Origin of the sequence: Billgrantia desiderata, assembly GCF_900108215.1 — a bacterium.
Lineage (GTDB): Bacteria > Pseudomonadota > Gammaproteobacteria > Pseudomonadales > Halomonadaceae > Halomonas > Halomonas desiderata.
In genome coordinates this window covers 25,178-44,202 of sequence record NZ_FNVC01000005.1, presented here as the reverse complement: position 1 = coordinate 44,202, position 19,025 = coordinate 25,178, and the positions used below count along the sequence as shown (strand labels likewise).

The following is a 19,025-nucleotide window of genomic DNA, read 5'->3' as shown; positions in this document are numbered from 1 at the left end:
AATCCTCATGAGGTTGAAGCAGCCGAGGAGAACGCACTTGGGTAAAATTGCTCTACTTGCTATGCCGCACGTGTTCGAGGATATCGGTCATGACAACGACGTCCCATCTGATCGCGACTGGACCGGGTTGGGAAATGCAGGAGCTCATCTGCACCGCGGGACCGCAGGATCGCCCTTTCGAGGAGCGGCATGGCAGCGTCATCATCGCCGGAGTCATGAGCGGCACCTTCCTCTATCGAACCGGGACCGGCAAAGCGCTGCTACCACCCGGCGGCCTTCTGCTCGGCAATGTGGGGCAGTGCTTTTGCTGTAGCCACGAGCACGGTGCCGGAGACCGCTGCATCTCCCTTCGCCTCACGCCGGAGTACTGGGAAACCCTAGTGGCCGAGGTGCCGGGCATGCGCAGCACGACCTTCGCTCGCCCAATGCTTTCACCGAGCCCGGCGCTGGCCCCCGTCACTGCCGCCTTGGCGTCCGCGGCCACGCTGGAGAAACCGGCACTGCTCGAGCTTGTACCGCTCTGGGCGGAAACCGTCATGCAGCTGACCCATGGCGAGCGCCCCGAGTGGGGGAACGCAAGTCCACGCTATGTGCGCCGAGTTACCGAGGCCGTACGCCATATCGAAAGGAGCATTCACGAAGCCCAGGAGGACGACCTCTCTCTGGACGCGCTCGCCGACCGTGCTCATATGAGCCGCTACCACTTTCTACGCACCTTTCGCAACGTCGTCGGCATGACGCCGTACCAGTACGTACTGCACCTGCGCATGAAGCGGGCCGCACATCGGCTCCTCAACACCGACGAACCCATCTCGACGATTGCCTTCGATGCCGGCTTCACGGATCTTTCGACCTTCCATCGTCGGTTTCGACGGATCATGGGCAAAAGCCCGGGCACCTTTCGACGGCAGCGGTTCCGGCCATCCAGCGGTCAGCCGCTCGACGCAAGCCATCTCCTCAGGCGCATGCGCTAGACGCCGTGCCGCGGCTCCGCGGCGAGCTTGGCCGCCATGCCGGCCAGCACGCCGCCCATAACGTAACGCTGCACGGCCAGCCAGGTGGGGCGCTGCTGAAACCAGGTGGCGATACCCGCCGCCGAGAGGGCGATCGCCAGGTTGACCGTGAAGCTCACACCGATCTGGGTAAAGCCGAGCACCAGACTCTGCAGGAACACCGAGCCATGCTCGGGTGAGACGAACTGCGGGAAGATCGCCAGGTAGAAGACGGCGATCTTGGGGTTGAGCAGGTTGGTCAAAAAGCCCATCAGGAACAGCTTGCGAGGCCGGTCCGCAGGAAGCGCACGCGCCTCGAAGGGCGAGCGCGCGCCGGGCCTCACGGCCTGCCAGGCCAGGAAGAGCAGGTACAGCGCGCCGGCCCACTTGAGTATCTCGTAGGCCAGCGGGATGGCGAGAAACAGCGCGGTCAGGCCGACGGCCGCCGCCAGCATGTGCACCAGGAAGCCGGCCAGCACGCCGAATAGCGAGATCACGCCCGCGGTCCGCCCCTGGCAGATCGAGCGCGAGATCAGGTAGATCATGTTCGGGCCCGGCGTCAGCACCACGACCAGAGCGGCCAGGGCGAAAAGCAGCAGATCGGCCAACGGCACCATGGTTTCCTCCTCGTCAGATCCTATCAACAGGCAGCATGCGCCGGTCTTCTACGCTCGACAAGACATCATCAGTGGTGGGCAGGTCTGTCCAGTATGGCGGCGCTCCCCCCGCCGAAGTCTCGGGCAAATTCCTCGCGCAGCCACGCCGCAACCTGCTCCAGCGCCGCATGCCCGGCAAAACGCCGATGCCGGACCAGTTGATAGCGCAGGCCCGGTAACCTCGGCCCAAAGGGCACCTGTAGTACGCCTCTCTCGAGTTCCGCCTTCACCAGCGTGAGGCTCAGCAACGCCACTCCCTGGCCGGCAATGGCGGCCTGGATGGCATGGCTCTCGTCGGAGAAAGTCAGGCTCGCGCCGAGGTCGACCGGGTCCAGGCCCGCCACCTGGCACCAGTGCTGCCAAGAGGGCAGGCCCAAGCTGGAGCAGTGCCAGTCGAAGACGATGTGGCGTACCGTTTTCAGATCCTCATACCCGGCCAGTGCCAGCCGTGGGCTGGCCACCAGGGCAAAGGCATCCTCGGCCAGCACCTCGACCTCAAGCTCCGGGTAAGGCCCCATGCCATAGCGAATCGCCAGCGACGCGCTGCGTGACAGATCCAGCGGCGCCTCGCTGGCATGAATGCGCAGATCGGTATCGGGGCACCGCGCATGGAAGTCAGCCAGGCGCGGCAACAGCCACTGGCTGGCAAAGGCCGGCGTGCAGGAGAGCGTTACGCTACCGCCATCGCCCTGCTCCCGCAGCGCCTCCAGCGCTTCGCCGAAGGCGTCGAAGCCACGCTGCAGCACGGGAAGAAGTTGCATGGCGGCCGGGGTCGGCGCCACCTGGCGTACGCGTCGCTCGAACAGCGCTACGCCCAGCAGCGCTTCCAGCTCACGTACCTGATGGCTGACCGCCGCCGGCGTGACGGCCAGCTCCTCGGCGGCCCGTTTGAAGCTGCGATGGCGCGCCGCCGCTTCGAAGGCGCGCAGTTGGGATAGCGGCAGCGTGCGTCGGTTCACCGGCATCTCCTTATTGCCAAGGCCCAGTCTATGGACAAGCCCAACCTATGGACAAGCTCAGCTATTCCATCGCGCAAGAAATGGTCGTTTGTCAGCCTTGCATCATGAACCGATCCTGTCTTTCACGCATCACCCGAGTTGAATTTTTCTTGTCAGGAGACACCCATGATCACGCTACTTCATCTCGACGCCAGCGCCCGCCCCGGCCGTTCCGGTATCGACCCGCATGGCTCCCACTCCCGCCGCCTCAGTGCGCACTTCGTCGCGCAATGGAAGAAAGCCCGCCCCGGCGATCGCCTCCTCTATCGCGACGTGGGCCAGTATCCGCCGCGCCCCGTGACCGGCGAGTGGATCCACGCCGCCTTCACCAAGCCGGAGGCGCGTGAGCCCTGGATGCACGACGCCCTGGCCGAGAGCGATGCCCTGGTCGACGAACTGCTGGAGGCGGACCTGATCGTTGCCGGCGTGCCGATGTACAACTTCGGCGTCCCGGCCGGCTTCAAGGCCTATATCGACAACATCGTCCGGGTCGGGCGTACCTTCGGCTTCGACCGCTCGCGCCAGGGGTTACCCTACTGGCCGATGCTGACCGAGATGCGCAAGCGCCTGGTGGTGCTAAGCTCCCGCGGCGACTACGGCTACGAACCGGGCGAGCGCATGGCCCACGCCAACCACGTCGAGCCGCACATTCGCACCGTGTTCGGCTACCTGGGCATCGACAACGTGCACGGTATCGCGGCGGAGTGCGACGAGTTCGGCGGCGAACGCCTGCAGGCCTCGCTGGCCCAGGCCGAGCAGGATATCTGCGCACTGGTGGAGGAGCTGGTGATCAACATCCCTTGTCCTATGGGGCGAGATGGCTATAATGCGCCGCCCACACCGGTGCCCACCGCCATGTGAGGCAGCGGATCGACTCTCAGCGCCAGGGACGGATAACGCATGGCGGCACGACTGCATCTCTTTGGGGCCTCGGGGTCGGGCACGACGACCCTGGGGGCGGCGCTGGCCAGGCGCCTGGATATCCCCTTTCTGGATACCGACACCTACTATTGGCAACCAACAGATCCCCCCTTTACCACTCCGCGCCCGCCCGCCGAGAGAGTCGCCCTGATCGAACGCGAGATAGCAGACCACGATTCCTGGGTGCTGGCCGGTTCCTTCTGCAACTGGGGCGCCCCCTTGCTGCACCACTTTACCCTGGCGATTTTCCTCTCTCTCCCCCATGCGCTGCGCATGCAGCGGCTGCTCGACCGTGAGCGAGCGCGCTATGGGGATCGCATCCGGCCCGGCGGCGATATGCATGACACTCACCGGGAGTTCATGGAGTGGGCCAGGCGCTACGATACCGGCAAGGCACCGCTACGCGGAGTCGACCTTCACGAACGTTGGCTACGCCAACTCGCCTGCCCGGTCATGCGGCTCGACTCCCGGCAACCGGTAGAGGCCCTCTGCGAGGCGGTGCTGGCGCGCCTGGCCCAATAAGGGTGAGCGGGCAGCCGCTCGGCGACGGACAAGGCTGTCGCCGAGCGCCTCGCTCACCAGCAACGCCAACGAAGCCGGACGCGCGCAGAATCGCCGGGGCGAGCTGGTACTGCAGTGACAAGCTGTCGACGCCTTGGCCCACTCCGCTAGATATTGGCACCGCCGTCGATCGTGAACTCCGCCCCGGTGATCGAACGCCCCTCCGGGCCAGCCAACCAGGCCACCAGGCCGGCTACGTCGTCGGCCTCGTTGTAACGGGGGATGGCCATCAAGCTACGCTGGGGGTCGGAGAGCTCGCCGTCGGCGGGATTCATGTCGGTATCGGTAGAGCCTGGATGCACGATGTTGACGTTGATGCCGCGCGGCCCGAGGTCTCGTGCCAGCCCCTTGGTCAGCCCCACCAGGCCCGCCTTGCTCATGGCATACAGGCTGATGCCTGGCCAGGGCACCCGAACGGCAAGGTTGCTGCCGATGGTGATGATGCGCCCACCTTCCGGCATATGCCCCACTGCTGCCCTTGACGCCACCACCGGCGCGCGCAAGTTGATCGCGATGGTGCGGTCCAGCTCCTCCAAGGTGGTTTCGTCGATCGTCCCGGACAGGAAGATGCCCGCGTTGTTGACCAGGATATCGAGCCCGCCCAGCTCGGCCACCGTGCGTTCGACGGCGGCCTCGAGCGCCGCGTCGTCACGATTGTCGGCACGAATCGCCATGGCTCGACCACCCGTCGACACGATCTCGTCCACCACCGACTGCGCCTGAGCCTCGCCACTGACGTAGGTCACCGCCACGCTTGCCCCTTCCGCCGCCAGACGCCAGGCAATGGCGGCACCGATGCCGCGGCTGCCACCGGTGATCAAAGCGACTTTGCCATTCATTTGCTGCATGTCTCGCCTCCGTTCACAAATTATGTAGTGATCGATACACAAACAAGATGGCTAGACAGCCAAGCCGCTGTCAAGATATTTTGTAGTTATCGATACAAAAAAGGAGCAAGACATGCCTCAGCGCGGCAGACCCCGCGGCTTCGACAGAGAAGAAGCCCTGCGCCGGGCCATGGTGGTGTTCTGGACTCAGGGCTACGACAACGCCTCGCTCGCCGACCTGACCCGGTCCATGGGCATCAACGCACCCAGCCTCTACGCCACCTTCGGCAGCAAGGAGGCACTGTTCCATGAAGCGGTAAAGCTCTATGTACGCACGGAAGGCAGCGGTATCTGGGAGCAAGTGGAGACGGCGCCGACGGCGCGCGCCGCCATCGCCCACGTGCTGCGCACCACGGCCGAGGCATTCACCCGCGGCGATACGTCTCGCGGCTGCATGATCGTGCTTGCCGCCCCGCAGATGCAGGGTGCCAACGCACAGGTCTGCGATGCCTTGAAGGCCCACCGCCAGGCGAACGGCTGCTTGTTGGAGCGCCGCCTGAAGCGTGCCGTCGAGGAAGGCGAGCTACCCGCCTCGACGGACTGTCGCGCCCTGGCCAGCTACTTCGTCACCCTGCAGCACGGCATGTCGATCCAAGCCCGCGACGGCGCCTCGCGCGAAACCCTGCTGAGCATTGCCGACTGCGCCATGGCGAGCTGGAACGCACTGACTAGCTGACCGGTGAGCAGGGCTCGCCCTTCTCTCCTGAGGCCTCCCGGGCCTCTCCACCTATCGCCCCGACATGGCGCAGGCTGACGATGGAAACCACCGCCAGCGCCAGGATGGCGATACCACCCACCGTTGCGGTCACGTTCAGCCCTGCGGTAAAGGCCTGCTGGGCTTCCAGCAGTACCCCGGCGGGCAGGCTCTCGCCGGCCGAAACGGTGGCCCATAGGCTCTCCTCGACGACCTCTGCCGCCTCGGCGATTTCGCCATCGGCCATCGTCGCGCTGACCTGGGCACGGTAGACGAAGGTGGCCAGGCTACCCAACAGCGCAACGCCCAACGCAACGCCAAGCTCCTGCACCATCTCCGACATGGCCGAGGCCGAGCCGGCCTTCTCCGCCGGCGCCGCGCCCACCACCAGGTCGGTGCCCAGAGCGGCGATGGTGCCAAGGCCGAGATAGACCAGCGAGAACCCGGCAATCGCCATGCCCACCCCGTTGGCGTTCACTTCGACGGCGGCCAGCAGCCAATAGCCCAGAGTCGAGAGCGCCAGGGCGGCGCCCACCACGTAGCCGGGACGAATGCGTCGGGCAATCAGCGGCGCCATGATGCCCGCCAGCACCATCATCAGCGCCGGCGGCCCCATCCACAGCCCCGCCGCCAGCGGCGTGAGCCCCGCCACCAGCTGCAGGTACTGGGTCACCAGCAGCATCACGCCGGAAACGCCGACCAGCCCCACCAGCAGCACGATCAGCGCGGCGCTGAAGGTGCGGCTGCCGAACAGCCGCATGTCGAGCAGCGGGTCGTCCAGGCGCTGCTGGCGACGCACGAAGACCAGCGCCATCAAGCCACCCAGCGCCAGGGCAAGCACGGGAACCGGTTCGAGCCCCAACTTGGCGAGCTCCTTGACCCCATAGACCGCCGGCAGCACAGCCGCCAGCGAAAGCGCCACGCTGGCGAGATCCAGCCGACCACTGCGTTTAGCACGGTACTCCGGCAGCAACAGCGGGGCCGCGACCAGCAGCACGATCACCACCGGCACCGCCACCAGAAAGGCCGCTCCCCACCAGAAGCGCTCCAGCAACACCCCACCGACTACCGGCCCCAGCGCCATGCCCAGGGCGAACATGGTGGCCCATACGCCGATGGCCAGGGCGCGCTGGCGCGCGTCGCCAAACATGTTGCTGATCAGTGCCAGGGTCGACGGCATCAGCGTCGCGCCGGCCACCCCCAGCACCGCTCGGGCGGCGATCAGCATGGCAGCACTAGTGGAGTAGGCGGCGATCACCGATGTGATGCCGAAGGCCACGGCGCCGATCATCAGCAGCCGGCGACGGCCAATACGGTCGCCCAAGGTACCCATGGTGATCAAAAAGCCCGCGATCATGAAGCCGTAGGCATCCATGATCCACAGCGCCTGGGTGCTGCTCGGCTGCAGATCCGCCGCCAGGGCGGGCAAGGCCAGATAGAGAATGGTGACGTCGAGACCGAGCAGCACGGTGGGCAGCGCCAACACCGCCAGGCCCGCCCACTCCTTGATGCCCGCCCGCTGCCGGGAAATGCGCGAGCCGGACACTTCATCGAGGGAAACCATGCCATGCCTCCTTTCCATAGGGTTGGCATGGTAGTCTTGGCCCATACTGATAGGGTTACAATATAGCCAGTTATCCTATTACTACAGGTAACTGCCTGGAGCACTGCCATGGCCGGACGCAGCCTCGACAGAACCCGCAGCGAACTCACCGAGTTCCTGATCCATCATCGCAGCAAGCTGACGCCGGCCGATGTCGGTCTGCCTTCCACCGGGCGAAGGCGCACGCCCGGGCTGCGACGCGAGGAGTTGGCCACCCTCGCCGGGGTAGGACTGACCTGGTACACCTGGTTCGAGCAGGGGCGCGATATCAACGTCTCGGAGAGCTTCGTGCTGAAAGTCTCCAAGGCGCTCAAGCTCGACGACGCCGAATGCTGCCACCTGTTCCTGCTTGCCCACCGCCGCCCGCCGCCGGTGGAAGCCTACCAGTGGCAGGAAATTCCGCCCCTGGTACAGAGGCTGATGGACGACATGCCCAGGCCCGCCTACGTGATGAACCTGCGTTGGGACGTCATCGCCTGGAACGCCGCGGCCGATGCCCTGCTCGGCTTCAGCGACAGGGAGCCCGGCGAGCGCAACATGATGCGCCTGCTGTTCGCCGACCCGGCGCTGCGCAGGCGCCTCCCCGACTGGCGCCAGGACGCCGCCCGTCTGCTGGCCCAGTTCCGCTGCGACCTGGCCGCCGCCCCAGAGGACCCGGCCATGCAGGAGCTGATCGAAGCGCTCGCCAAACTGGCGCCGGATTTTCGCCGCTGGTGGGAGCAACCCAACCACGAAGCCTATCGCTACGGCATCGGCACGCTCATCGACGCCGACTCGGTTACGCAGACGTATGAACACACCACGCTGCTGGTGGACGAGCACCGGCACCTCAGGATGGTGGTTTATTTCCCTTCATCGGCCTCTCTGGGATAGACGACGAAGGCCAATTTATTACCATCGCGGTCGCGAACATAGGCCGCATAGAAGCCTTCGCCGTATTGAGGCCGGTAGCCCGGAGCGCCTTCGTCACTGCCTCCGTTGCGGATGGCAATTTCATACAGCCTGTCGACCTGCTCCGGGGCGGCGAATTGGAAAGCCGTCATGGTGCCGTTTCCCACACCGGCTGCCTGGCCATCGAAGGGATAGCCGACGAAAAACCTGGGGAAGTCGAGGTCGCTCTCTTTGCCGTAGGAGACGCAGGCCTCATCTTTCCAGCAGACGTCCCAGCCCATTTCAGCGAATAGTGGATCGTAGAATGTCAGCGCTTTCTCCAGGTCCCGGGTTCCGACCATGGTGTAGGCGATCATGCCGTTATACCTCCTTTGCCGACTTATCATGCTCCGAATGGCAGCGTAGTTCAGCCTGCTTTCTGCGCCACTGGCCCAGCGCCCAGCCCAGGGCCGGCAGCACCAGCATCGCCGAGGCCCAGGCGCAGGCGGCAAAGCCGAAGTGGGTGAAGATCGGCCGATAGAGCAGCGCGCCGACGAATACGCACAGATAGGTGATGGCGCTATACAGCCCCATGATGGCCCCCCGCTGCACCGGGTCGATCTCGGCAAGCTGACGCATGAGCAGGTTCAAGCCGAGATGATTGGCCACGCCCCAGGCTAGACAGAGCGCCAGCATCACCAGCGGAAGAGCGGCGGCCGCCATCAACCCAAGGTAGACCAGCATCAGGCCGGCAAAGGTGGTACCGGCGGCGGCGTTCGCACCGTAGCGGTCGACCAACCGCCCCAACGGTGCGGCGGCGCCGAAGCCCAAGCCATAGACGGCAATGGCGAGCCCGGCGAAGGACGTGGGAAGCTGCAGCACCTCACCCAGGTGCGGGCCGAGGTAGGTGTACAAGCCGTAGAACGCCGTCATGTAGGCCGCGACGTTCAGCAGTAGCGAATGAATGCCGGGAATGCGCAACGCCTTGAGGGTGGAGCTCGGCGCCTCACCGATTGTTCTCATGCCCCAGTCGTGACAACGCGAGATCCCCAGCGTCAACCCCACGGCGGCCAGCGCCAGGAGGGAGAAGACGGCACGCCAGTGCAGCAGATCGGCCAACAGCGCCGCCAGGCCGACCCCGACCACCAGACTCAGCGTCCATCCCGTGAGCACGAAGCTCAGCGTCTGGCTCTCGCGCCCCTTCTCGGCCACCTGCGCGGTCAGGGTATAGATCGCCGGCAGCGCCACGCCCGCCGCCAGGCCGGCCAGCGCCTGGGCGACGATCAGCGTCCACAGCGCCGGAGAAAGCGCAGCGGCACCCAGGGAAGCCGACAGCACCAGCAGCGCCCGCGTCAAGGCACGCTCGGCGCCGATGCGATCGCTCAGCGAAGCCAGCAGCAGCGCACTGCACGCCGTGGCCAGGCCATAGAGCGCCGCGGCCGTCACCACATCGGCGGCGCTACGGCCCGGAAACGACGCCGCCACCGTGGCGGCGATAGGGCTCAGCGCCAGCGAGTTGGCACCGATCACGGCAATGGCAGCGGTCAGCAGGAGAACGCGACGATAGATCACGGTTCGCTCCAAATGCGATTCGAGATTATCATTGAAGAAAAGAATCACGTTCGGAGCAATCACGAAAATGCCGAATTCTGAAAAAACAGACATCGTTCGGGACAAGGGGCCAGAAGCCCGCCCTCTGGATACCTTCGACCGAACAATATTAGGCGAGCTGGCGGTAGACGCCGGGCTCAGCTACGCCGAACTTGGCAGCCGCGTCGGGCTGTCGGCGCCGGCCGTGCACGAACGGGTGAAGCGGCTGCGCGCTACGGGGCGCATTCGCGGTACGGTGGCGGTGTTGGACGGCCCCGCCACCGGCAAGCCTTTCCTGGCCTTTGTGCATGTCGATACCACCGGGGGCAGCAAGAGCCGCACCTTCAGGGCACTATCCGAACTGCCCGAGCTGGAAGAGATCCACTCGGTGGCCGGCGATACCTGCACCCTGCTCAAAGTGCGCTGCGCCAGCAGCCGGGCACTGGAGGGCCTGCTCGCGCGGCTCTACGCCATGCCGGGCATCAAGGCCACACGCAGCTACGTGGTGCTCTCCACCTATCTGGAACGCACGCCCCAGGCGGGCATCACCGAGACACTGGAAGAGCCGCCCATGGACGAAACTGCGCGCTGAGTCAGGGCTGAAGCAGGAAGCGCTTGTGCAGACGATCCACCGGCGTGCCGTTCTTCAGCGGCACGCCTGGCGAGACATCGTAGGTCTCGAAGCCGAGCCGCGTGTAGTAGGCCAATCCGTTGACGTTGTCTGCCCGTATCGTGGCGTTGATGCAGCGAATGCCGGCATCTGCCGCCTGCTGAAGCGTCGCCCCGAACAGCGCGACCCCCACCCCCGAAGGCCTCGGCGGCGAACAGGCGAAGGTGGCAATATCGGCCCAGTGCTCGGGCAGCTCCGCCTGGTGCACCAAGGCCTGGAACCCCAGCATCCGGCCCGTGTCATCCTCGGCCACGCTACAAGCCAGGCAGTGCTCACCGGTAATGAACCACTCAGCGATCTCGGCATCGCTCAAGTGCCGCTCGATGGCCGTGGTTCCGCCCGCGGTAATGATGGGGTTGAGTATCGCCCCCATGGGAGAGGCATCCGCTGCGGTTGCCTGGCGCACCGACAGGGCTGCCGCCACTTTTTCACTCATATTCCTTCTCCCGTCTTGCGGCACCCGCCAGTGCCGCCTCACGCTCGAGCAGCGTGCGCTTTCTCTCCACCCCCCAGCGGTATCCGGAAAGCGCGCCGTCGCTACGTACCACCCGGTGGCAGGGCACCGCCAACGCCAAGGTGTTGGTCGCACAGGCCCGTGCCACGGCGCGCACCGCCCTGGGCGAACCGATACGAGTCGCCAGCTCGGCATAGCTTAGCGTAGTCCCGATGGGAATCTCGGTCAGCGCATGCCAGACACGCCGCTGAAAGGCAGTGCCGCGAACGTCCAGCGGCAGAGCCAGCGACCCCTTGGGCGCCTCGACGAAGCCGGCCACCGTGGCCACCCATTCATCGAAGGCAGTATCGCCGGGGGTCAGGCTGGCCGTAGGAAAGCGGTCTTCCAGCTCGCGCAGCAGAGCTACAGGGTCGTCTCCCAAGGAGATAGCGCAAATGCCCTTGTCGCTTGCCGCTACCAGCAGCGCTCCCAGGCTGCACTCGGCCAGTGCGAAGCGGATCTCGGCGCCTTGGCCGCCCGCCCGGTAACGCTTCGGTGTCATGCCGAGCATGCGGTCGGCGCCGGCATAGAAGCGCCCGCTGGAGTTGAACCCAGCCTCGTACATCGCCTCGGTGACCGTCTCACGCTGCGTCATGGTCTGGCGCACCCGATCCGCACGACAGGCGACGGCGTAGGCCTTGGGCGTGAGCCCGGTGACCGACTTGAACACCCGGTGGAAATGGAAGCGGCTCAGCCCCGCGGCTTGAGCCAGCTCATCGAGAGAAGGCAGGTCATCGGCAGCTTCGATGAGCCGGCAGCTGCGGGCAATGCGCTCGGCGTTGCGCTGCGCCGGCGAGCCCTCTTGAGGATGGCAGCGCCGGCACGGCCGATAGCCGGCCCGCTCGGCCGCCGCCGCGTCGGCATGGAACTCCGCGTTCTCGCGGCGTGGCCGGCGCGATGGGCAGGTCGGGCGGCAATAGATGCCCGTGGTGCGTACCGCGTAGACGAAGGCGTCGTCGGCATTCGCATCACGATTCGATACTGCCGCCCATTTCGCCTCATCGGAATCGAAGGCGGTAAGTGAGTCGCTGGTTGTGTCGATCATGGCGGGCCCCCGCTGTGGCTTCGGCGTTCTCCGAGAGTTCAGGATGAGCCCGACCCCCGCCTGGCACACTCCGTCTCTTGCTTTCAAAGTGAACTGCTCATGCGCTGACAAACGCAGCATAGCATCACCGGGCCGCTCATCTTTTGACGGCAAGAAGCGGAGTGGTAGCGATGCCGCCCTACGGTACCGCTACCTGAGCAGCCCCACTTGTGCGCTAGCCCCTTCAACCAATAGGGCGCTTAAGGAGACGCTGAACAAATCGGCGAGCGAGATGAAGCGCAAGGCGCACGGAGCACAGTGCCGAGCGAAGCGACAAACAGCCGTAGGCTGGCCCCGAAGGGGCGAGAAGCCGAAGGCGTCGAGTCAACCGGAGCATATGGGGTATATGTGAGGATTCCGACGGTCCGACGCTTCGGCACCGCGCAACGCAGCGATTCGCTCGCGTAGGCATTTGTGCAATGTTTCCTTAACGCAGCAAGGGTAATTGACCGCATATACGAGCCACCGCCTTCCTCGGCCCGGCCAACAGGATTCCCTGGGGCACTTGCTCACCGAATGAAGTTGAAGTGATGCGCAACATGTAGTCCGCATAGTCATTCGCCTCGAATGCAGCGCGCATATAGGCAAAACGAATCGGTAATTCCTCTGCAGCATCAAAGAGACCGGGCAGATCACTCTCAGGAGCGCAGAGAATAGGTAGGGGCACTGTGGTAATGCCTTTGAGCAGGATGCCATCGGCGGAGGTTGTATCGCTTCCCACCAAGTCGGGCACCTGCTTCCCAAGGCTCATGCCAAGGACGGCAGCAAAGTTGGATGCAAGGCCAGCAGACAAGCTGTCAGAAAGGATGATGACGGTTTTCATGGACATAATGGCGGCTCCTTATTGGTTCTGAAGCCTGCAAGAACAGCCGCGTTGAGTATTGAAAAAAATTGACCTTTTTAACCGCATCGGCCTGCTACCCTTCCCAGACGACACCACCTCCGGCAAGCACTTACTTACCGGTCAGGGCCTATCTTTTCGCACATGGTCGGGTTGGCCTGACTCATTTGGCAGGAGGCAGCATGGATTTTCTCATCAATCTGGACGTGGACGATCTGGAACGCGGCATCGACTTCTACGTCCACGCCTTCGGCCTCGAGGTCGGCCGCCGCTTCGGCGATGACGGCGTGGAGATGATCGGCGGCCCGGCGCCGATCTACCTGCTGGTCAAGGCCAGCGGCTCAGCGGCCTATGCTGCAGGAGAGCCCGTACCCGGCGCGCAGCGCCACTACACGCGCCACTGGACACCGGTGCATCTGGACGTGGTAGTGAATGACATCGACGCCGCAGTGGAGCGCGCCATCGCCGCCGGCGCCACCCAGGAGCAACCCATCGTCACCGATCGCTGGGGCAAGCTGGCGCTGATGGCCGACCCTTTCGGCCACGGCTTCTGCTTCGTGCAGTTCCTGAATCGCGGCTACGACGAGATCGCAACCTGAAGCCTGCACGAGTAGTATCGGGCACACATGACAACGACAACACGGAACAGCCATGATCGCCGTTATCTTCGAAGTCATCCCCAAGTCCGGCCGCCGCGACCACTACCTCGATATCGCCGCCAGCCTGAGGCCGCTGCTCGACGAGATCGACGGCTTCATCTCCATCGAACGCTTCGAGAGCCTCACCCAGCCGGGCAAGATCCTCTCGCTCTCCTTCTGGCGCGATGAGCAGGCCGTCGCCCAGTGGCGCCAGCTCGAGCGCCACCGTGCGGCCCAGGCTCAAGGCCGCAATGTGGTCTTCGACGACTATCGCCTGCGCGTGGCTACGGTGATGCGCGACTACGGCATGCACGAACGCGACCAGGCGCCTGCCGACAGCCGCGAGCGCCATGACACTCCATGAACGCCCGCGGCCTGGCCTACCCTATCGCTGCGACGTCGCTACCGGCTGACGGAACACCAGTGCCAGTCCCAGCAGGATAAGCGCCATGCCCGCCAGGCTGAGCATGGGCAGCGCATTGCCCAGGAACAGGTAATCCATCAGGGCCGTGACCGCCGGCACCAGATAGAACAGGCTGGTGACGTTGACCAGATTGCCGGCCTGGATCAATCGATAGAGCAGCAACTGCGCTACCACCGAGATGACCAGTGCCAGCCACAGCAGTGGTATCAGGAATTCCCAGGCAGGCGCAAACGCCACCGGCTGGACCGCAGCAAAGGGCAGGCACAGCACCAGGCTAGCCAGGTACTGTAGCGGCAACACCTCGGCGGGCGCTTGTCGGATGCGCTTCTGCATGATGGCACCCACCGTCATGCAGCCCAGCGCCCCCAGAGCGAAGCCCACGCCCGCCAGGGAAAAGCGCACCAGCACCACACTCTGATAGACCACCAGCACCAGTCCCAACAGCGCCACGCAGAGCCCCGCCATTCGTGCCGGGGCGAAGCGACGCTCCAGCAGCATCAGGGTGAGAATCGGCTGTATGCCCAGCACGGTGGCCAGCACACCGGGTGTGATGCCCTGCGCCATGGCGAGGAAGTAGCAGATCGAGTAGGCCCCGACCATCAGCAGTCCCGTGGCAACGACGTAGATACGCGACCCCGGCTGAGGCAGCCAGCGTCGTCGGTATATCCCAATGAGCGCGAGACACAGCAGCGCCAGAGAAAAGCGCAGCAGCAGAAAGGCAAAGGCCGGAGCATGTTCCAGCCCCCATTTGGTGAAGATGGCGCCACTGCCCCACAGCAGCACGAAAAGCGCCGTGGACGCATGGGCGGCCCAGGCAACGGAAGGATTCGTCATGATGAAATCACCTGTCTAGAAACGCACAGGCCTCAGCCGGCATCGAGCAGGCGATGCCGAACGACAAAAGCTGAGGCAGCTTGGTGGGCTGGGAGTCAGCCCAGAGCGCGCATGGGCGGCGGAGAAACGCCGGCCATGCCGAGCCCCGCTGGCGGCGAAACGCCGAATGGCGGAGCGACAGGTGAAACGGGGGGTGGAGATGCCGCACGCACCGACGCCATGGCCAGGACGGCCATCGGCGTGGAGAACGAAGTGCGTATCGGCAAGGTCATGTCAAAGCAGTCTCGTTGCGGTTGCCAGACCTGACGAACATAGCACGAATCGCGTGAAGATCAATCTTGGCCCAGACGAGCCGAACCCGCCCCGGTAAGTCCTTACTTACCGGGGGCGCTTGGAATACAGCTGGTCACGAGCTACCGAGGCACATGCTCGATGGTATCGTGATCGACCAGGTTCCATTCGCCGCTGTTGCGATACAGCCGCTTGCCCAGACGCGGGTAGTCGGAGACGTCCTGCGCCAGCCGCTGGCCTATCACCAGGCATACCAGCGGTTCGTCGCCGTCGTTGTACATCTCATGGGCCACGCCGTTGGTTGGACAGCCGATGAAGTCGCCGGGGCCGATCGGCTGCTTGCGCTCGCCGATGGTGGCCACCCCACGCCCCGAGAGAACGTAGATGGCTTCCTCCTCGTAATGGTGCAAATGGTATTCGGTCGAGAAATGCCCAGGCGGCACGCTGATGTGGTGTATCCCGAGCCGAGTCATGCCCACGGCATCCCCCAGCGACTTGTTGATGCGCACGGCCTGAGCATTGAGGAAGTGCACCTTCCGTATGCCCTCAAGAGCTTCGATATCCTGCGCCGATAGGTACATGTCGTTCTCCATCGAGTCGAGCGCCGCCGGGGCTTCGCCTGATCTTAGCGTGCCCGGCGGCGCTTGGCTTTCTCAGCTTGTGCTTGCCTAGGCAGCCAGTCGCGACTCCAATTCACGCAGGCTCACATGGCCCTGGAAGTGCCCCTTTCCCGTCGGCTGCTCGCCGCGCTCGATGGCGCGGGCGAACTGCACCGCCGGATCGTCGTCCAGCCGGCGCAGGTAGCCCGCCAAATTCTGGTACGCACCTTCCAGCTCAAACAGACCGTAGTTGCGGTTGTGGTACGCCACCCAGCGGCCGACGCCGGTAAGGTAGGCATCGGCGACGCTGCGCTCGCCCAGCAGCCATTGCCGGTCGGCGAGCAAGCCATCAAGGTAGGCGCACTGCTCGGCGATGTCGGTGCGGGCGACCGTCAGCAGCAGTTCCTGATGACTGGCGTCGACGCCTTTGTCGGCCAGCGGACCGATGCCAGCGGCACCGTCATATAGCACCCACAGCGGATTGAAGGCGGCGAAGAAATCCGAGACCAGATAGGACAGCATCTGGTGCAGCCGATCGGCTTCCGCGCTGCCGTGGCGAACGCCAAGCGGGTGCTCGGGGTTGCGCGATGCCGCGTGCAGCAGAATGGCCAGGCTTTCGCTCAGCATTTCATCGTCTTCGGTGAGCAGCGCCGGGGTTTTGAAGCGCGGATTGACCTTGGCAAAGCGTGCATCCCACGGCTGCTCCATCATTTCCATGCGGCACAGGCGATAGGGCTTGCCCAGCCACTCGAGCGCCACGATAGAGCCGAACGAACAGCCTTGCGGTACGCCATAGAAGAGAACGGGTTCCATTGTCTTGCTCCTTGTTGAGAGAGAAAAGCTGAGTGAAAAAAGTGAGTGAGAAAAGCCAGCGCCCTCTGCGCCTGGCCTTGTCAGCAAGGTAATGGCTAAATAGGACACATCACGCCCTATTTACGACAAGGAAATTCAGCGTGGCCAATCCCACCGTTCGCGTGCTGACACTGCTCGAGTTGCTGCAGGCCCACCGTCACATGAGCGGCCGGGAGCTGGCCGAACGGCTGGGCGTCGACCGCCGTACGCTTAGGCGGTACATCCAGGCGCTGGAAGAGCTCGGTATTCCCGTCACCACCGAGCGGGGACGGCACGGCGGCTACCGCCTGATGCCTGGCTTCAAGCTGCCACCGCTGATGCTGACCAGCGAAGAGGCGCTGGCCGTCTCGCTGGGGCTGCTCGCCGCTCAAGGGCTGGGCATTGCCGAAACGGCCCCGGCGCTGGACACCGCGCGGGCCAAGCTGGAACGGGTCATGCCCGCCAGGCTTAAACAGCAAGCACAGGCGCTGAGCGAGAGCGCCCGGCTGGAGTTGCCCTCGGCCAGGGCACCGGGCGACGAGCGCCTGCTGCTCTTGTTCGCCACCGCCACCCAGGCCCGCCAGCGCGTGCGGCTCGACTACCGCGACGACCGGGAGCAGCACACCCAGCGCGTGCTCAACCCCTATGGCTTGGTCTACCGCGGCGGACGCTGGTACGTCAGTGGCTGGTGCCACTTGCGCCGCGACCTGCGCAGCTTTCGCCTCGACCGCATCATTGAGGCCACCCCGCTCGAGGCCAGTTTCGACAGGCCGGCCGACTTCGACCCGGCCGCACATCTGGCCCGCAGCATCGCCAACCTGCCCCGCGCCACCGCCGTCAGCGTGCGCCTGCACACCGATCTCGCCCATGCCGTCGAAGAGCTGGGGCGCCATATCGGCGTATTCACTCCCGACGGCAGCGCCGTGCTGCTGCATGCCCGCACCGACAGCCTGAGCTGGTTCGCTCGCCAGCTCGCCCATCAGCCCTACGACTTCGAGATCCTCGATCCACCGGCGCTTTGCGACGCCCTTGCCCAGCAGGCCGCCCGCCTCCAGCGTCTGGCCATGCCAACTGGCCGTTAAAAAATAAAGGGGCATGTCGAAAGCGACTATGTTGAATCGATGTAGGGAAGCGGTACCAACAACAACCCCTGGAGATTCACCATGCAGCTTTCCACTTACCTGATCTTCGACGGCAATTGCCGCGAAGCCTTCGAGTTCTACCAGCGCTGCTTCGACGCCAAGCTCGAGGCTCTGGCCACCTACGCCGAAATGCCCGCCAGCGAAGGCATGGAGATACCTGAGGAAGCCAGCAATCTTGTCATGCACGCACGACTGCGCATCGGCGATCAACTGCTGATGGCATCCGACAACTCCCCCTGCAGCCCTGCATCCTATGAAGGCATCAAGGGCGTCAGCATTGCGGTAGGAGTCGACTCCGTTGAGCAGGCCGAAAAGCTCTTCAATGCGCTGGCCGACAACGGCACTGTGCAGATGCCTCTCGATGAGACCTTCTGGGCACATCGCTTCGGCATGCTGGTGGACAAATTCGGCGTCGCCTGGATGATCAACTACGACAAGGAGGAGCAGGCCGCCGCCTAGCGCAGCACGGCTTCCTCTCTCAGCCGCCCGGCCAGCAGATCGATGAAGGCCCGCACCTTGGCCGCCGGGCGGCGCCCCTCCCGATGCACGATATGCACAGGCAGCGGCGGCGCCTCGAACTCCTCGAGTACCGTGACCAGTTCTCCACGTTCGAGCTGCGGCGCGATCTGATACGACAGCAAACGCGTCACGCCCCAGCCGGCGGACGCTGCCTGCGCGGCACCGTCGTTGACGTTGATCACCAGGCGCGGCTTGACCCGGTACGACACTCCCTTCTCTCCAGCCTTGGGGAAAAACGTCCACTCCGACTGCAAGGAGATGCCGCTGGCCATGACGATGCGATGCTGGCCGAGCTCATCCGGATGCTGCGGCCAACCTTGACGCTCGAAGTAACTGGGAGCACCGCAGACTACACGCCGCACCTGACCGACGCGCACGGCGCGTAGCGACGAGTCGGGCAGCTCACCGATCCGCACCGCCACGTCGAAACCCTCGTCGACCAGGTTGACCACCCGATCCAGAAACACCGCATTGGCGTTGACCTCGGGATACTCCTCCAGGTAATCGAGCAGGGTCGGCAGCACGAAGAGCCTGCCGAACAGCACCGGCGCGGTCACGTTGAGCTGCCCGCGCGGCATGGCGGCAAGCCCCGCCGCCGATTCGTCGGCCTCCTTGACGTCTTGCAGGATGCGGCGGCAGTCGTCGAGATAGCTCGCCCCCGCTTCGGTCACCCTCACCACCCGGGTCGTGCGCGTCAGTAGCCGCACGCCCAGCCGCTCCTCCAGCTCGGCAATGGCACGCGTCACGGCGGGCGGCGAGAGCCCCAGACGGCGGGCCGCCCCGGCAAAGCTCTCCTCCTCCGCCACGGCGAGGAATACCGTCATCAGGTGAAAGCGATCCATTTATTGTTCCGAAAAAAGAAATGACAAATTGCATTCTATGACGAT

Annotated in this window: 24 protein-coding genes; 11 read left to right on the top strand and 13 right to left on the bottom strand. The window is 64.7% G+C overall.

Features of this window, described 5'->3' with window-relative positions:
• Positions 1-89: 89 nt before the first annotated feature.
• Positions 90-974: a helix-turn-helix domain-containing protein gene (locus C4S71_RS06710; RefSeq protein ID WP_103968646.1), complete on the top strand. Its 885-nt coding sequence runs from the start codon at positions 90-92 to the stop codon at positions 972-974.
• Here C4S71_RS06710 and C4S71_RS06705 read toward each other — a convergent pair.
• Both C4S71_RS06705 and C4S71_RS06700 read right to left on the bottom strand, forming a co-directional pair.
• The gene (locus C4S71_RS06705) at positions 971-1,609 is read right to left on the bottom strand and encodes a LysE family translocator (RefSeq protein ID WP_103968645.1); all 639 of its coding nucleotides are present in this window, start codon (positions 1,607-1,609) and stop codon (positions 971-973) included. The genes C4S71_RS06710 and C4S71_RS06705 overlap by 4 nt on opposite strands.
• Before the next feature lie 68 nt (positions 1,610-1,677).
• Positions 1,678-2,607: a LysR substrate-binding domain-containing protein gene (locus tag C4S71_RS06700; RefSeq protein ID WP_200825251.1), complete on the bottom strand. Its 930-nt coding sequence runs from the start codon at positions 2,605-2,607 to the stop codon at positions 1,678-1,680.
• 165 nt (positions 2,608-2,772) lie between these two features.
• Here C4S71_RS06700 and C4S71_RS06695 point away from each other — a divergent pair, with 165 nt between their 5' ends.
• Entirely contained in the window at positions 2,773-3,507 is a 735-nt protein-coding gene (locus tag C4S71_RS06695; protein ID WP_235014232.1) for an FMN-dependent NADH-azoreductase, read from the top strand.
• 39 nt (positions 3,508-3,546) lie between these two features.
• Entirely contained in the window at positions 3,547-4,089 is a 543-nt protein-coding gene (locus tag C4S71_RS06690) for a P-loop NTPase family protein (RefSeq protein WP_103968643.1), read from the top strand.
• A gap of 146 nt (positions 4,090-4,235) precedes the next feature.
• On the opposite strand, the gene C4S71_RS06685 is transcribed toward C4S71_RS06690, so the two are convergent.
• Positions 4,236-4,976 carry an SDR family NAD(P)-dependent oxidoreductase gene (locus C4S71_RS06685; protein WP_103968642.1) on the bottom strand — a complete coding sequence of 247 codons (741 nt, stop codon included), beginning with the start codon at positions 4,974-4,976 and terminating at the stop codon, positions 4,236-4,238.
• A 112-nt stretch (positions 4,977-5,088) separates the two neighbouring features.
• On the opposite strand from C4S71_RS06685, the gene C4S71_RS06680 reads away from it, so the two are divergent.
• Positions 5,089-5,691, top strand: a complete 603-nt coding sequence (locus C4S71_RS06680) for a TetR/AcrR family transcriptional regulator (protein WP_103968641.1) — start codon at positions 5,089-5,091, stop codon at positions 5,689-5,691.
• On the opposite strand, the gene C4S71_RS06675 is transcribed toward C4S71_RS06680, so the two are convergent.
• Entirely contained in the window at positions 5,684-7,273 is a 1,590-nt protein-coding gene (locus tag C4S71_RS06675; RefSeq protein ID WP_103968640.1) for an MFS transporter, read from the bottom strand. The two genes, C4S71_RS06680 and C4S71_RS06675, sit on opposite strands and share 8 nt — an antisense overlap.
• 108 nt (positions 7,274-7,381) lie before the next feature.
• On the opposite strand from C4S71_RS06675, the gene C4S71_RS06670 reads away from it, so the two are divergent.
• The gene (locus C4S71_RS06670) at positions 7,382-8,185 is read left to right on the top strand and encodes a helix-turn-helix transcriptional regulator (protein WP_103968639.1); all 804 of its coding nucleotides are present in this window, start codon (positions 7,382-7,384) and stop codon (positions 8,183-8,185) included.
• Here C4S71_RS06670 and C4S71_RS06665 read toward each other — a convergent pair.
• Positions 8,155-8,559, bottom strand: a complete 405-nt coding sequence (locus tag C4S71_RS06665; protein ID WP_086511475.1) for a VOC family protein — start codon at positions 8,557-8,559, stop codon at positions 8,155-8,157. The two genes, C4S71_RS06670 and C4S71_RS06665, sit on opposite strands and share 31 nt — an antisense overlap.
• A 4-nt stretch (positions 8,560-8,563) precedes the next feature.
• Positions 8,564-9,754, bottom strand: a complete 1,191-nt coding sequence (locus C4S71_RS06660; RefSeq protein WP_235014224.1) for an MFS transporter — start codon at positions 9,752-9,754, stop codon at positions 8,564-8,566.
• A 67-nt stretch (positions 9,755-9,821) separates the two neighbouring features.
• On the opposite strand from C4S71_RS06660, the gene C4S71_RS06655 reads away from it, so the two are divergent.
• Positions 9,822-10,364 carry an Lrp/AsnC family transcriptional regulator gene (locus C4S71_RS06655; RefSeq protein WP_103968637.1) on the top strand — a complete coding sequence of 181 codons (543 nt, stop codon included), beginning with the start codon at positions 9,822-9,824 and terminating at the stop codon, positions 10,362-10,364.
• Between the two features lies 1 nt (position 10,365).
• Here the strand turns inward: C4S71_RS06655 and C4S71_RS06650 are convergent, their stop codons facing one another.
• From C4S71_RS06650 to C4S71_RS06640, 3 genes are all read right to left on the bottom strand, one after another.
• Positions 10,366-10,878 carry a GNAT family N-acetyltransferase gene (locus C4S71_RS06650; RefSeq protein WP_200825250.1) on the bottom strand — a complete coding sequence of 171 codons (513 nt, stop codon included), beginning with the start codon at positions 10,876-10,878 and terminating at the stop codon, positions 10,366-10,368.
• The gene (gene ada, locus C4S71_RS06645; protein WP_103968636.1) at positions 10,871-11,980 is read right to left on the bottom strand and encodes a bifunctional DNA-binding transcriptional regulator/O6-methylguanine-DNA methyltransferase Ada; all 1,110 of its coding nucleotides are present in this window, start codon (positions 11,978-11,980) and stop codon (positions 10,871-10,873) included. The genes C4S71_RS06650 and ada overlap by 8 nt, the downstream gene beginning before the upstream one ends.
• 466 nt (positions 11,981-12,446) lie before the next feature.
• A complete protein-coding gene (locus C4S71_RS06640; protein ID WP_103968635.1) occupies positions 12,447-12,848 on the bottom strand; it encodes a DUF2000 domain-containing protein in 402 nt (133 codons plus the stop codon).
• A 194-nt stretch (positions 12,849-13,042) separates the two neighbouring features.
• On the opposite strand from C4S71_RS06640, the gene C4S71_RS06635 reads away from it, so the two are divergent.
• Both C4S71_RS06635 and C4S71_RS06630 read left to right on the top strand, forming a co-directional pair.
• The gene (locus tag C4S71_RS06635; protein WP_103968634.1) at positions 13,043-13,459 is read left to right on the top strand and encodes a VOC family protein; all 417 of its coding nucleotides are present in this window, start codon (positions 13,043-13,045) and stop codon (positions 13,457-13,459) included.
• Between the two features lie 52 nt (positions 13,460-13,511).
• Positions 13,512-13,862, top strand: coding sequence for an antibiotic biosynthesis monooxygenase family protein (locus C4S71_RS06630; protein ID WP_103968633.1), 351 nt, complete (start codon positions 13,512-13,514; stop codon positions 13,860-13,862).
• Between the two features lie 21 nt (positions 13,863-13,883).
• On the opposite strand, the gene C4S71_RS06625 is transcribed toward C4S71_RS06630, so the two are convergent.
• Entirely contained in the window at positions 13,884-14,756 is an 873-nt protein-coding gene (locus C4S71_RS06625; RefSeq protein WP_103968632.1) for a DMT family transporter, read from the bottom strand.
• A 135-nt stretch (positions 14,757-14,891) separates the two neighbouring features.
• On the opposite strand from C4S71_RS06625, the gene C4S71_RS22465 reads away from it, so the two are divergent.
• Positions 14,892-15,062 carry a hypothetical protein gene (locus C4S71_RS22465; RefSeq protein ID WP_160113363.1) on the top strand — a complete coding sequence of 57 codons (171 nt, stop codon included), beginning with the start codon at positions 14,892-14,894 and terminating at the stop codon, positions 15,060-15,062.
• A 107-nt stretch (positions 15,063-15,169) separates the two neighbouring features.
• Here the strand turns inward: C4S71_RS22465 and C4S71_RS06620 are convergent, their stop codons facing one another.
• Positions 15,170-15,628: a cupin domain-containing protein gene (locus tag C4S71_RS06620; protein ID WP_200825249.1), complete on the bottom strand. Its 459-nt coding sequence runs from the start codon at positions 15,626-15,628 to the stop codon at positions 15,170-15,172.
• 87 nt (positions 15,629-15,715) lie between these two features.
• A complete protein-coding gene (locus C4S71_RS06615; RefSeq protein ID WP_103968630.1) occupies positions 15,716-16,459 on the bottom strand; it encodes a glutathione S-transferase family protein in 744 nt (247 codons plus the stop codon).
• Between the two features lie 140 nt (positions 16,460-16,599).
• On the opposite strand from C4S71_RS06615, the gene C4S71_RS06610 reads away from it, so the two are divergent.
• Together C4S71_RS06610 and C4S71_RS06605 are read left to right on the top strand one after the other, a co-directional pair.
• The gene (locus tag C4S71_RS06610; RefSeq protein WP_103968629.1) at positions 16,600-17,559 is read left to right on the top strand and encodes a helix-turn-helix transcriptional regulator; all 960 of its coding nucleotides are present in this window, start codon (positions 16,600-16,602) and stop codon (positions 17,557-17,559) included.
• 81 nt (positions 17,560-17,640) lie between these two features.
• On the top strand, positions 17,641-18,078 hold the full coding sequence (locus C4S71_RS06605) for a VOC family protein (RefSeq protein ID WP_103968628.1): 438 nt from the start codon (positions 17,641-17,643) through the stop codon (positions 18,076-18,078).
• On the opposite strand, the gene C4S71_RS06600 is transcribed toward C4S71_RS06605, so the two are convergent.
• Positions 18,075-18,980, bottom strand: a complete 906-nt coding sequence (locus C4S71_RS06600; protein WP_103968627.1) for a LysR family transcriptional regulator — start codon at positions 18,978-18,980, stop codon at positions 18,075-18,077. The two genes, C4S71_RS06605 and C4S71_RS06600, sit on opposite strands and share 4 nt — an antisense overlap.
• Positions 18,981-19,025 lie beyond the last annotated feature (45 nt).